The organism is Streptomyces sp. NPDC102441 (genome assembly GCF_044765585.1).
In the GTDB taxonomy this organism is placed as follows: domain Bacteria; phylum Actinomycetota; class Actinomycetes; order Streptomycetales; family Streptomycetaceae; genus Streptomyces.
Genome location: NZ_JBIWKH010000001.1, coordinates 488,485 through 501,623 on the forward strand (window position 1 = coordinate 488,485; position 13,139 = coordinate 501,623).

11 protein-coding genes are annotated in these 13,139 nt (G+C 72.3%); 9 read left to right on the forward strand and 2 right to left on the reverse strand.

All coding sequences use genetic code 11. The features are described from left to right. The first annotated feature begins 8 nt into the window (after positions 1-8). From ACIREO_RS02275 to ACIREO_RS02290, 4 genes are all read left to right on the forward strand, one after another. The gene (locus ACIREO_RS02275) at positions 9-1,373 is read left to right on the forward strand and encodes an FtsW/RodA/SpoVE family cell cycle protein (protein WP_404103779.1); all 1,365 of its coding nucleotides are present in this window, start codon (positions 9-11) and stop codon (positions 1,371-1,373) included. Further along, complete coding sequence (locus ACIREO_RS02280; protein WP_404103782.1) at positions 1,370-2,833, forward strand: peptidoglycan D,D-transpeptidase FtsI family protein; 1,464 nt, start codon at positions 1,370-1,372, stop codon at positions 2,831-2,833. The genes ACIREO_RS02275 and ACIREO_RS02280 overlap by 4 nt, the downstream gene beginning before the upstream one ends. A 4-nt stretch (positions 2,834-2,837) precedes the next feature. Then, entirely contained in the window at positions 2,838-3,914 is a 1,077-nt protein-coding gene (locus ACIREO_RS02285) for an amidase family protein (protein WP_404103785.1), read from the forward strand. 279 nt (positions 3,915-4,193) lie between these two features. Further along, the gene (locus ACIREO_RS02290; RefSeq protein ID WP_404103788.1) at positions 4,194-4,496 is read left to right on the forward strand and encodes an SCO0607 family lipoprotein; all 303 of its coding nucleotides are present in this window, start codon (positions 4,194-4,196) and stop codon (positions 4,494-4,496) included. A gap of 8 nt (positions 4,497-4,504) precedes the next feature. Here ACIREO_RS02290 and ACIREO_RS02295 read toward each other — a convergent pair whose 3' ends face one another. Then, a complete protein-coding gene (locus ACIREO_RS02295; RefSeq protein ID WP_404103791.1) occupies positions 4,505-5,611 on the reverse strand; it encodes a ferritin-like domain-containing protein in 1,107 nt (368 codons plus the stop codon). Positions 5,612-5,800: 189 nt separating this feature from the next. Here ACIREO_RS02295 and ACIREO_RS02300 point away from each other — a divergent pair, with 189 nt between their 5' ends. The 5 genes from ACIREO_RS02300 (at position 5,801) to ACIREO_RS02320 (ending at position 11,811) form a co-directional block, all read left to right on the forward strand. Next, positions 5,801-6,736 carry a diiron oxygenase gene (locus ACIREO_RS02300; RefSeq protein WP_404103794.1) on the forward strand — a complete coding sequence of 312 codons (936 nt, stop codon included), beginning with the start codon at positions 5,801-5,803 and terminating at the stop codon, positions 6,734-6,736. Between the two features lie 41 nt (positions 6,737-6,777). After that, positions 6,778-7,539, forward strand: a complete 762-nt coding sequence (locus tag ACIREO_RS02305; protein WP_404103797.1) for a TetR/AcrR family transcriptional regulator — start codon at positions 6,778-6,780, stop codon at positions 7,537-7,539. A gap of 36 nt (positions 7,540-7,575) precedes the next feature. Further along, on the forward strand, positions 7,576-7,851 hold the full coding sequence (locus ACIREO_RS02310) for a hypothetical protein (RefSeq protein WP_404103800.1): 276 nt from the start codon (positions 7,576-7,578) through the stop codon (positions 7,849-7,851). Positions 7,852-7,922: 71 nt separating this feature from the next. Then, positions 7,923-10,496 carry a PQQ-binding-like beta-propeller repeat protein gene (locus tag ACIREO_RS02315; protein ID WP_404103803.1) on the forward strand — a complete coding sequence of 858 codons (2,574 nt, stop codon included), beginning with the start codon at positions 7,923-7,925 and terminating at the stop codon, positions 10,494-10,496. A gap of 154 nt (positions 10,497-10,650) precedes the next feature. Further along, entirely contained in the window at positions 10,651-11,811 is a 1,161-nt protein-coding gene (locus tag ACIREO_RS02320) for an NlpC/P60 family protein (protein ID WP_404103806.1), read from the forward strand. Positions 11,812-11,866: 55 nt separating this feature from the next. Here the strand turns inward: ACIREO_RS02320 and ACIREO_RS02325 are convergent, their stop codons facing one another. Then, on the reverse strand, positions 11,867-13,108 hold the full coding sequence (locus ACIREO_RS02325) for a styrene monooxygenase/indole monooxygenase family protein (RefSeq protein WP_404103808.1): 1,242 nt from the start codon (positions 13,106-13,108) through the stop codon (positions 11,867-11,869). Positions 13,109-13,139 lie beyond the last annotated feature (31 nt).

The following is a 13,139-nucleotide window of genomic DNA, read 5'->3' on the forward strand; positions in this document are numbered from 1 at the left end:
TGCGGGGCATGACCGCAACGACGGCGGAGGCACGCCCGCCCGAGCTACGCCTGCCCAAGCGGCGCGGGGTCGAGCTCTCGCTCCTGATCGGGGCCGTGCTCATCTCCGTCTACGGCTACGCCGCCGTCGGCCTCGCCCGGAACAACGCCGTGCCCCCCGACGTCGCCGGGTACGGCTCCGGTCTCGGGCTCCTCGCCCTGCTCGCCCATCTCGCGGTCCGCTTCCGCGCCCCGTTCGCCGATCCGCTGCTGCTGCCCATCGCCGTGCTGCTCAACGGCCTGGGCCTGGTGCTGATCTACCGGCTGGACCTGGAGACTCCGAGCGACCGGGCCGCGACGACACAGCTGATCTGGTCCACGCTCGGGGTCGCGTTCTTCATCGCGGTGGTGGTGTTCCTGCGCGACCACCGGGTGCTCCAGCGGTACGCCTATCTCTCGGTCGCCGCCGCCCTCGTCCTGATGATCGTGCCGATCTTCTTCCCCGCGGTGAACGGGGCGAAGATCTGGATCAGGGTCGGCGGATTCTCCTTCCAGCCCGGCGAGTTCGCCAAGATCCTGCTCGCGGTCTTCTTCGCCGCGTACCTCGCCGCGAACCACAACGCGCTCGCGTACACCGGGCGCAGGCTCTGGAAGCTCCAGTTCCCCACCGGCCGGGTGCTGGGCCCCATCGTCGCGATCTGGCTGCTCAGCGTCGGTGTCCTCGTCCTCGAACGGGACCTTGGCACCTCGCTGCTGTTCTTCGGCCTCTTCGTGATCCTGCTCTACGTGGCCACCGGCAGGACCGGGTGGATCGCCGTCGGGCTGCTCCTCGCCGCGGCGGGCGCCTTCGCCGTCGGCTCGTTCGAACCCCATGTGCACAGCAGGGTGGAGGACTGGCTGGACCCGTACGCCACGATCAACGCCGGCCAGGGGCCCAGCCAGCTCGCCCAGTCCCTCTTCGCGTTCGCCGCGGGCGGCATGCTCGGCACCGGTCTCGGGCTCGGCCACTCCATCCTCATCGGCTTCGCCGCCAAGTCGGACTTCATCCTGGCCACCGCCGGGGAGGAGCTCGGCCTGGCCGGGCTCACCGCGATCTTCATGCTGTACGCCCTGCTCGTGGCCCGCGGCTTCCGTGCGGGCCTGGCCCTGCGGGACCCCTTCGGGCGGCTCCTGTCGGTCGGCCTCGCCTCGATCCTGGCGCTCCAGGTCTTCGTGATCGCGGGCGGGGTGATGGGGCTGATCCCGCTGACGGGGATGGCGATGCCGTTCCTGGCCCAGGGCGGATCGTCCGTGGTCACCAACTGGATCATCGTGGCGCTGCTCATCAGGGTCAGCGACGTGGCCCGCACGCCTGACCCCGATACGGAGACCGCGCCGGCCGGGGAGGGACAGTGATCCGCCACATCCGGCACGCCGCCGGATTCTGCCTGCTCCTGCTCCTCGCCCTGCTGGCGAACGCCGCCCGTGTCCAGCTCTTCGAGGCCGGCGAACTCACCTCCAACCCCGCCAACCGCCGGACCACCATCGACCGTTACGACCAGTCCCGCGGCAACATCCTGGTCGGCGACGAACCCGTCACGGGGTCGAAGAACACCGGCGAGCAGCTCGCCTACGAGCGCACCTACCGCCACGGCCCGCTGTACGCCCCGGTGACCGGTTACGCCTCGCAGACGTACGGCACGACGCTGCTGGAGAACGCCGAGGACGGTGTCCTCTCCGGCACCGATCCGGTCCTGGCCCCGCTCCCGCTCTGGGGGGACATCACCCGCAGCCGGCAGCCCGGCGGCAACGTCGTCACCACCATCGAGGACTCGACGCAGCGCGCGGCCTACGAAGGACTGGACGGCCGGCGCGGTGCGGTCGCCGCCCTCGACCCCGCCACCGGCCGGATCCTGGCCCTGGTCTCCTCCCCCTCGTACGATCCCGAGGTCCTCTCCGGCACCGGCTCCGCCGTCACCGACGCGTGGGCGCGGCTCAACCGCGCGCAGAGCCGGCCGATGCTCAACCGGGCCATCCGGCAGACCTACCCGCCGGGTTCGGCCTTCAAGATCGTGACTGCGGCGGCGGCGCTGGACGCCGAGGTGGTCACCGATCCGGACACCGAGACGGACACCCCGTCCCCGTACGTCCTGCCGGGCACCTCGACCGTGCTGCCCAACGAGGCGCGAGGCTGCGAGAAGGCGTCCCTGGCGGAGGCGATCCGGGTCTCCTGCAACACGGTCATGGCACATCTCGGCGTCGAGGTGGGGCTGGACGGGATGCTGGAGGCGGTGGGCAGGTTCGGCTTCAACGACGACGACCTCAAGATCCCCTCCCGGGTGGCCCGCAGCAATTTCGACGCGGACATGAGCGACGACCAGCTGGCCCAGTCCTCGATCGGCCAGTTCGACACGACGGCGACCCCGCTCCAGATGGCGATGGTGGCCTCGGCCGTGGCCAACGGCGGCGACCTCAGGCGCCCCCACCTCGTCGACCGGGTGACCACGGACGACGGCGACACGGTCCGGCAGCAGGGCTCGGACTCGTACCACCAGGCGATGAGCCCGGCGACGGCCCAGCAGCTCCAGCGGATGATGACCGACGTCGTGGAGGACGGCACCGGCACGAACGCGGCGATCGACGGGGTGACGGTCGGCGGCAAGACGGGCACCGCCCAGCACGGGGTCGACAACTCCGGTACTCCGTACGCCTGGTTCATCGCCTGGGCGCAGGCACCGGACTCAGGCCGCCCGGCGGTCGCCGTCGCGGTGGTCGTGGAGGACGCGGCGGCCGACCGGGCCGACGTCAGCGGGGGCGGCAACGCGGCTCCGATCGCCCGGGCGGTGATGGAGGCGGCGCTGGATGCCCGAGACTGACCGCATGACCTCAGCGGTGGCGGCGGCGCTGGCCCGGATCGACGAACTGGACCCGGAGCTCCACGCGTTCACCGAGGTCCGGCACGAGGACGCGCTCGCCGAGGAGCGAGCCGCCCGGGGTCTCCCGCTCGCCGGGCTGCCGTTCGCGGTGAAGGGCGCCACAGGCCTCCACTCGTACGCGGCCCGCCGCCTGGCCGCGGCGGGCGCCGTCCCGGTCGGCACGACGTCCGTCCCCGGACCTGGCACCTACTGGCAGACATGGGGGCAGGGCGCGCACGGCCGCACGGTCAACCCGTGGCGGCCCGACCGCACTCCGGGAGGCTCCTCGGCGGGCTCGGCGGTGGCGGTCGCGGCCGGCATGGTGGAGCTGGCGACGGGCAGCGACGGGGCCGGGTCGGTGCGGATCCCCGCCGCGTGGTGCGGGGTGTTCGGCCTGAAGACGACGACGGGCCTGCTGCCCTCCCCGGAGCGTACGGGCCTGGCCTCCCCCGGAGTGCTCGCGAGCTCGGCGGCACGGGCGGAGACGTACCTGCGCCACGTGCTGGACGGGTACGCGCCCCGGCCGCCACGGCTTCCGGTTCCGGCCGCCTACAGCCCGGACCTGGGCTTCGCATCGGTGGAGCCGGAGGTGGCCGAGGTGACGCGCACCGCGGTGGAGCGGCTGGCCGCGGCCGGGGTGATCCGCCTGGTCCAGGACCCCGTCACGCTGCTCGACCCGGCGGAGACATGGACGGCCGTACGCAGGGAGTCACCGAACCCCGCCACCCGGGCGCTCCGTGCCGCCAACGACCGCGCCCTCGACGCCTTCTTCGCCCGTACGCCGCTGCTCCTCACCCCGGTGACACCCAACCCGCCGCACGGCCACGAAGGACCGGGCGACGTCTACTCCACGGCGCTCACCTGGGCGTTCAACCTCAGCGGCCATCCGGCAGCGAGCGTGCCGGCCGGCTTCACGCCGGACGGCTGCCCGGCCGGTCTCCAGCTGGTGACCGGCCGGGGAACGGACGCGGAACTGCTCGGCATCGCGTGCGCGGTGGAACGCGTCCTGCCGGCGCCGGGACCGCCGCGCCGGCTCGGCTGACCGTCAGCTCAGGGGCTCCCGTCGGAGGCGCCACTCGCCGGGGACGCCCTCCGGGAAGAGCGGGAACCACCGCTCCCCCGAAGGCGTCGCCGCGGGCGAGCGCTTCGAGGCTGCGGCGGGCCGCTGCGGAGCCACCGTGGCCGGGCGGGGAGTTCATGGCGCCATCCTCCGCCCGCGCACCCGGTACGTACACCGGATATGAGTACGGAGGCTCACGCTCGTCCTCTCCGGCCACGGCAGGCTGGACACAGTCAGCCGAACACCAGAGGGAGCCCCACCATGCGCACCGCCAACCGAATCCGCACCACGCTCGGGCTCGCCCTCGCCGGCGTCACGGTCGCCCTGTCCACCACCGCGTGCTCGACGCAGGACGCGGTGTGCGGGGGTGGCGAATACCCGGTCCTGCACGTAGGCAGCGCCGGCAGCGCGTGCGTGTCCGACGACGAGGAACCGCCCAAGGGCTACGCCCGCTACCCGGAGGGCAAGGTTCCCGAGCACGTGGACGACAAGTGGTACACGTACTGGGAGACCCGGACCCTCGACGAGAACGGCAGGACCATCGAGCTCCCCGAGAAGAGCTGAGGCTCCGTTCAGCCCGTCCCGCCCTCGGCTATCGCCTCCGCGACCTCCGCGACCCGCTCCTGCTCCTCCACCGCGAAGCGGTCCCGGTCCAGCTGCTCGGCTATCTCCTCGTCCTGGGCCATCAGCAGGTCCAGGCTCGAGTCGCCCAGCTCGAAGACGCCCATGTCGACGTAGGCCTTCTGGAGCCGTTCGCCCCAGAGGCCGATGTCCTTGACGCAGGGGACGATCCGGCTGAAGAGCAGCTTGCGGAAGAGCTGCAGATACTCCGAGTGCTCGGAGAGGTCCTTGGCCTCCTGTTTGCCGATGCCGAAGTTCTCCAGGACCTCGACACCGCTGAGCCGGTCGCGCATGAGGTAGCAGCCCTCGATGACGAACTCCTCGCGCTCGCGCAGTTCGGCGTCGCTCAGCTGCTTGTAGTAGTCGCGGAGAGCCATCCGCCCGAAGGCCACGTGCCGGGCCTCGTCCTGCATGACGTAGGCGAGGATCTGTTTGGGCAGCGGCCTGGTCGTGGTGTCGCGGATCATGCCGAACGCGGCGAGCGCGAGCCCCTCGATGAGGACCTGCATGCCGAGGTAGGGCATGTCCCAGCGGGAGTCGCGCAGGGTGTCGCCGAGCAGTCCCTGGAGGTTGTCGTTGACCGGGTAGAGCATCCCGATCTTCTCGTGCAGGAAGCGGCCGTATATCTCCGCGTGCCGCGCCTCGTCCATGGTCTGGGTCGCGGAGTAGAACTTCGCGTCCAGGTCGGGGACCGACTCCACGATCCGGGCGGCGCAGACCATGGCGCCCTGCTCACCGTGGAGGAACTGGCTGAACTGCCAGGAGGTGTAGTGCTTGCGCAGTTCGCCGCGGTCCCGCTCGGTCATCTTCGCCCAGTGCGGGGTGCCGTAGAGGGTGAGGGCCTCGTCCGGGGTGCCCAGCGGGTCGGCGGGGTCGACCTCCAGGCTCCAGTCGATGCGCTTGTTGCCGTCCCACTGCTTGTCCTTGCCCTTCTGGTACAGGGCCAGGAGGCGTTCGCGGCCGTCGTCGTAGTCCCAGCTGAACCGGGCCGCGCCCGAGGCGGGCACCTGCCATGTCGGCGCGGCGGGTGGGGTGGTGTAGAGGTCGTGTGTCGACACGGACAGCTCCTTCGCCCGGCGAGGTTGGTGCATTCCGTGGTGCTGACGTCAGTTGGCAGGTTCACACGTTGGTAGACGCGCGGTCAACAAGTCGGGCACAAGGGATTGACTGCCTTGCTGACAGGCGGTCTCATAAGCCATGAGCGAAAACTTGACCGCCGGTAACCCCTCTGCGAGGTGCCTTCAGCCGTGACGACAGTGACCGACGAGGACATACAGGCGCTGCGCGATGCGCTCGGCCCGCTCAAGGACCGCGAACAGGTCGCGGCCCGCCTGCTGGAGGCCTCGGCCAAGCACTCCTTCGACCCGGACACCGAGCTCGACTGGGACGCGGCCGTCGAGGACGGCAAGTGGTTCTGGCCCCCCGAGCTGGTCTCCCTCTACGACACCTCGCTGTGGCGGAAGATGTCCGAGGAACAGCGGATGGACCTGGCCCGCCACGAGGCGGCGTCACTGGCCTCGCTGGGGATCTGGTTCGAGATCATCCTGATGCAGCTGCTCGTCCGGCACATCTACGACAAGTCCGTGACCAGCAAGCACGTCCGCTACGCCCTCACCGAGATAGCCGACGAGTGCCGGCACTCCATGATGTTCGCCCGCATGATCGAGTGGGGCGGCGCACCCGCCTACCCGGTCCCCCGGCGCTACCACAACCTGGCGCGGGTGCTGAAGACCGTGTCCACCACCCCCGGTTCGTTCGCCGCGACCCTGCTCGGCGAGGAGATCCTGGACTGGATGCAGCGGCTCACCTTCCCCGACGAGCGCGTCCAGTCGCTCGTACGCGGAGTGACCCGCATCCATGTCGTCGAGGAGGCCCGGCACGTGCGCTACGCACGCGAGGAGCTGCGCCGGCAGATGGTGACCGCGCCCCCCTGGCAGCGCAGGCTGACCCGGCTCAACTGCGGGGAGGCGGCACGCGTGTTCTCGGTCTGCTTCGTCAACCCGCAGGTGTACGAGAACGTCGGCCTGGACCGCCGCGAGGCCGTCGCCCAGGTGCAGGCCAGCGGCCACCGGGCGGAGGTCATGCAGACGGGAGCGAAGCGGCTCACGGACTTCTTCGACGACATCGGCGTGCTCAACGGGGTGGGACGCAGGCTGTGGAAGAGCTCGGGTCTGCTGGCCTGAGGCCGGCCCCGCTTCTGCGGGTAGCGCTTAGGCTTCGGAGTATGACCTCCGCACCCGCAGCACCGCCGGCCCGCGCGTACCGACGGCTCGGTGTCGAGGAACGCCGCGCCCAACTGCTGGGCGCGGCGCTCACGCTCTTCGCCCACCGGGCGCCGGACGACGTGTCGATCGACGAGGTGGCGACCGCGGCCGGGGTGTCCCGTCCGCTGGTCTACCGCTACTTCCCGGGCGGCAGGCAGCAGTTGTACGAGGCGGCTCTCGGGTCGGCCGCCGAGCAGCTGACGCTCTGCTTCGCGGAGCCCGCCGTCGGTCCGCCGACCGAGCGGGTCAGCCGGGTCCTGGACCGCTACCTCGGCTTCGTCGACCAGCACGACGCCGGCTTCAGCGCCCTGCTGCGCGGTGGCAGCGTGGCCGAGACCTCGCGTACGTCCACGATCGTGGACGGCGTGCGCCGGTCGGCGGCCGAGCAGATCCTGCTCCATCTGGGCCGGGGCGGCGGCCCTGAGCAGGAACCCGCCGGTCCGCGCCTGAGGATGATGGTGCGCACCTGGATCGCGGCCGTGGAGGCGGCGTCCCTGATCTGGCTGGACGAGGGCAAGCAGCCGGCGGCCTCGGACCTGCGGGGCTGGCTGGTCGACCACCTGATGGCCCTGCTCGCGGCCACCGCCGCCTCGGACGAGGAGACGGAGACCGTGGTGGCGGACCTGCTGAGCAAGGAGACCGCCGACGGCCCCGCCGGGCGCCTCGCGACACTGATCATCCCGGTGGCGGGCCGGGCCGCGCACCTGCTGCCGCCGGGCTGAGAGCCTGTCGGGCTGCCCCTGGGTCAGACTGGCTCCGTGAAAAGCGAGAACACGTCCTTCCGCGGCGGGCCCCTGGACGGCCGGGTGCTGCCCGTCCTGCTCGGGCCGACCGGCCATCCGCCCAAGTGGTACGAGGTCCCGGTGCCGGACGCCGACGGCGGGCCCGCCACCGTGTACGCCTACCGGCGCACTCCGGCGGGCTATTCGAAGCGTCTCGGGCTACAGCGCGGCTGGGTATACGAGTACGCCCCCGAGGGCCGTGAGCGCTTCGCCCCCAAGTGGCCTTGGACCAGGCGCCGCAGCGGGTCCTGAGCGGCATCGGGAGCCCCGCCCGTAAGATCGGCGGTCAGGTGCCGAGGGCACGGTCACAAGGGGGGTGCGCCATGGAGGCGCTGCGTCAGGACGATCCACGCCGCTTCGGCCCGTACACCGCGCTGGCGCGCTTCCGCGAGAGCGCGAGTGCCGTGCACTTCCTGGCCCGGGGCGGGGACCGCGACGACCTCGCCGTGGTGACGGCCGCCAGGCCCGCCCTCGCCTCCGTGCCCGCCTTCCGGCGCCGGTTCCGGGCCGAGGCCCGCACCGCCGAGCGGCTGGCCGGTGGCTGGGTGCAGTCGCCGCTGGTTCCGCCGGACGACGACGGCCTGTGGACGGCCACCGCCTATGTGCCCGCGATGACGCTCGCCGAGGCGATCGGCCTCGCCGGCCCGCTGCCCGAGCGTGCCGTACGGATACTGGGCGCGGGTCTGGCCGAGACGCTCTCCCGGGTGCACGCCACCGGGGCCGTGCTCCAGGGGCTGGCGCCGGAGACGGTGCTGCTGGCCGAGGACGGGCCCCGGCTGACCGCGTTCGGGCCGCTGGGAGCCGCTGTAGGGGCCGAGGCCCGGGAGGGCGGGCAGTTGTCCGTACGACTGGGCTACCTCACCCCCGAGCAGGTCGAGGGCAGGGAAGTCGGCCCGGCGTCCGACCTCTTCGTCCTGGGCCTGCTGCTGGCGTACGCGGCGACGGGGACGACCCCGCTCGCCGAGGGTCCTGCGGAGGAGGCGGCGGAGCGGATCGCACACGGGTCCGCCGAACTCGGCGCCGTACCCGATGATGTGCGCGCGCTGATCGCGCGCTGCCTGGCCAAGGATCCTGACGACCGGCCGGGTGCGGGGTCGGCCGCCGCGGAACTGGCGCTGGAGGGCGCGGCGGGCCTCGCCAAGGGCGGCTGGCTTCCCGGGCCGGTGGAGGCCGCCGTGAAGGACCAGGCGGCGCGGGTCCGGGCGCTGGAGGCGCCGGTCCGTGAAGAGACGGCCGGGGCCGCCGTGCAGGAGGGCGGCGAGCCCTCCGACGCGGTGCCCACGGGCAGCGGAGACATCGGCGAGGACAGCCGGACCACCCGTTTCCTGGGGGCCGGGGCGCGCGCACCACGGGCCGACCGGGCGACGACCCAGCTCGCGGTGGCCCAGGAAGCGGCCGGAGCCGCGCCCCCGCACCCCCCGGCAGCCACCGCGCCACCCGCACCCGCACCCGCACCCGCACAGCCGTATCCGTACGCCTACCCGGCCGCCGCCCCGCAGGGCGCGCCGTTCCCCCAGGCACTGCCCGCCGCACTGCCTCCCGCCGCGCCGGCTGCCGCGCCTCGCCCCGCGCCCGCCCCGGCGACCAGCCGGCGTGCGCTGCTCACCACTGTCGCCGCCGGTGCCGCCGGGCTTCTTCTGGGCGGGGCCGCCATGTCAGTCCTCGGGTCCGAGGAGACCGCCACCGCGGCGGACGACAAACCGGCCGCCGAGCCCCGCCCCACGGTCCCCGGTCTGGCGCCGGCTCCACGATGGACGTACACGCACCCGGCCGCCGCGCCGGCCCCGCTCACCGCGGGCGTCTGGCAGGACAAGCTGCTGGTGCTGACGGACACCACCGGGGCGACCGCCGTGGACCTCCGGACCGGCCGGAAGGCCTGGGAGCGTGCCGACGCCGCCGGTGCCCAGACGGTCCTGGCCGCCGGCGACGGCCTCTGCCTCCTGGCGAGCCCGACCGAATTCCTCTGGCTGTCGCCGAAGGACGGGCGGGTCGTGCACCGGGTGCGCTTCGTGGACCAGTTCACCCGCGTACCGAACATGAAGGTGGCCCCGCTCACCGGTCTGTCCGGCTCCGTCCTCTGGTTCGCCGGCTCCCACACCGTCACCGAGAAGGCGCCGAAGCCGAAGAAGGGCAAGAAGCCCGGCAAGGACAAGCAGGTCGTCAAGGCGTACTTCTTCGCGTACGACATCGAGCAGCGCAAGGAGCTCTGGCGCGTCGCGGTCCCCGCCGGCCGGGCGCCCGGCACCCCTGCCTACGAGCTGGTCGCCGTCCGGGACGCCGACCTCGTCGTACGCCAGGACGCGGGCACGCTCACCCCCGCCGATGCCGCGGCGGGCAAGGGCAAGGCAACCTTCCGCTGCTTCGACCGCACGACGGGGAAGCAGCTGTGGACCCGGCAGTTCGGCCAGGTCGCACCCGACGGCGGGGCGACCGGCGGCGAGGAGGGACAGCTGTACGGAGCGGTGGGCGACGACCTCCAGGCCTTCGAGACCGGTACCGGGAAACCGGTCTGGACGCTGAACGGCACCGAGTCGTCCGTCTTCGGCACACCGCTCCCGGCCGGGCCCCTCCTCCACACCACCAACCGCAACCAGGAGGTCGGCGCGGTCGAGCGGAAGACCGGGAAGCTGCTCTGGCGGCGGTCCACCGAGGTTCCGCCCGGCGGCGGCGCCCCCGCGCTCACGCTGAGCGGTGGCGGGAAGACGCTGCTCGCCGCCGACGCCTCGCAGGTGACCGCGTTCGCAGCGGCGGACGGGCGCCGGCTGTGGAAGTTCCAGGACATCGGCGCCCAGGACCCGAAGGGCGCCACGGTCAGCGCGCCGTACAAGGTGCTGGCCGCCGGGAAGACGGCCGTCGTCCAGCGCGAGCGGGCCTTCTACGCCTTCCCCGTGGAGTGAGCTGCTCCGGGCGTCCGCCGTCCGGGGTACGCCCGGGACGGCACGCCTGGCGGTCCTTGCATCACCCGGGGCCGAGTGACCGGATGGACGAGATCCGACCACTTGTGGGGTTGTCCGATTAATCGGCACCACCCCTGACACCGGAGGTGATGCCGTGCCGGGCAGAGTCGTACACGCCCTCTGCACGGCGGCGCTGGCCGCGGTCGTCGCCGTCTCCCCCGGCGCCTCCCCCGCCGTCGCCGAGCCGCCGTCAGGGCCGGAGCCGGCCCCCGCGCCGGCCGCCGGGGCACCGCAGAGCGTCGCGGGTCTCCTGAAGCAGCTACAGACGCTCTACCGCAAGGCCGAGGAGGCCGGCGAGGTCTTCAACGGCACCGAGGAAGAGCTGAAGAAGCGCACCGCGGAGGCCAAGAGGCTGCGGGCCGAGCTCGCCAGGGCCCGCACCGCGCTGGGCGCCGGGCGCCGGGACGCCGGACGGCTGGCACGTGACCAGTACCAGGGGAGCACCGACTTCTCCGTGTACATGCGGCTGCTGCTGGCCGAGGACCCGTCACGCGCCCTGGAGCAGAGCCATGTCATCGAGCGCGCCCAGGCCGGCCGTTCGGCCGCGGTGGACCGGCTGTCCGGCGCGGAGAAGCGCGCCGAGGCCCTGGAGGCCAAGTCCCGGGAGGCGCAGGAGCGGCAGCGGGTGCTGGCCGAGCGGCAGAAGAAGCAGCGCGACACCGTGCGGTCCCGGCTGAAGGGCATCGAGGCGATGCTCGCCTCACTGTCGGCGGAGCAGCTCGCCGCGCTGTCCGAGCTGGAGGAGAAGAACATCGGCACCGCCCAGGACGCCCTGACCGCCTCGGGGGCACTCAGCTCCGTGAGGCCACCGTCCGAGGAGGGCGGGGAGGCCGTCCGCTACGCCATCGAGCAGATCGGCAAGCCCTACGTGTGGGGCGCGGAAGGACCGGAGTCGTACGACTGCTCCGGGCTCACCTCGCAGGCCTGGTCCACGGCGGGCCGGACCATCCCCCGCACCTCGCAGGAACAGTGGCGGCAGCTGCCGAAGGTGCCGGTCGGCTCGCTGCGCCCAGGCGATCTGGTGGTCTACTTCCCGGAGGCGACCCATGTCGCGCTCTACATCGGCAACGGCCTCGTGGTGCAGGCACCCAGGCCCGGGGCCACGGTGAAGGTCTCGCCACTGGCGTCGAACCCGCTGCTGGGGGCCGTACGCCCCGACCCCGGCGGCGAGCCGCTCAGCGCCTACACGCTGCCGGAACTGCCTGAGGGCGCCACTTCGGGGGCGGACACGGGATACGACACCCCGGATGCGTGAGAACCGGGCCTTCACGCACGCGTGACGTGCGTGACGGCCCGGTTCCCGCGCGGCGTCAGCCCTGCGCGCCCGAGATCTCGGCGAGGTACGCGTTCGTCTTCTCGGGCTCGTAGAAGAAGTTCTCGAAGTCCGCCGGGTCGTTGAACCCGTTGGCGAACCGGTCGGCGGCGGGCTGGAGCCGGCCGGCCGCGCCGATGAGGTTCAGGACGTGCTCCGGCGGCGGCGCGAGCATCGCGTTCGTCCACTTCACGACGTGCTGGGTGTTCTCCCAGTGGTGCTCGAACGTGGCCTCCATCCACTCCTCGTCGAACGGCCGGTCGCCGTGGGCCAGGATCGAGTGCAGGTAGGAGTGCGCGCACTTGGACGCGGTGTTGGAACCCTGGCCGGTGATCGGGTCGTTCGCGACGACCACGTCGCCCACGCCGAGGACCAGGCCGCCGCCGGGCAGCCGGCCGACGGGCTGGCGCACGGTGGGGGCGTAACGGCCCGCCAGTGTCGCGTTGGCGTCGGTCAGTTCGACCTTGGTGGCGCGTGCGTACTCCCACGGCGTGTACGTCTCCATGAGCTCCAGCGTCTTGGCCAGGTGCTCCGAGGGGTCCTTGATGCTCTGGAAGGCGTCGAGCGGCCCGCCGGGGACTCCCTCCCAGAACAGGATGTCCGCGCGGCCCGAGGTCGTGAGGGTCGGCATGACGAAGAGCTCGCCGACGCCCGGGACCAGGTTGCACCGCACCGCGTCGAAGTCCGGGTGCTCGGGCCGCGGGCCCAGGCCGTGGACGTAGGCGACGGCCAGCGCGCGCTGCGGGGCGTCGTACGGCGAACGGGAGGCGTCCCGGCCGAACATGGAGACCAGCTCGCCCTTGCCGGCCGAGACCATCACCAGGTCGTACGTGCGGGAGAAGTAGTCCAGGTCGGAGACCGCGGCACCGTGGATCACGAGCTGCCCGCCGCGCTGGGCGAAGGTCTCCATCCAGCCGGCCATCTTCACGCGCTGGTCGACGGACTGGGCGATGCCGTCCAGCTTGCCCACCCAGTCGATCACACGCGAGGAGTCCGGACCGGCGACCGAGACGCCGACACCCTCGATCCGCGGGGCCTGCGACTCCCAGAAGTTGAGCTGGAGGTCGCGCTCGTGCTGGAGAGCCGTGTGGAACATGCACTGCGTCGACATGACCCGGCCGGACCGGATCTCGTCCGCGGTGCGGTTGGACATCAGGGTGACTTCGTACCCGTTGGACTGCAGCCCGAGGGCCAGCTGGAGACCGGACTGGCCGGCTCCGACTATGAGTATCTTCCGCATCGCGGTTCTCCGTTACGTGTACTGGGCGCGT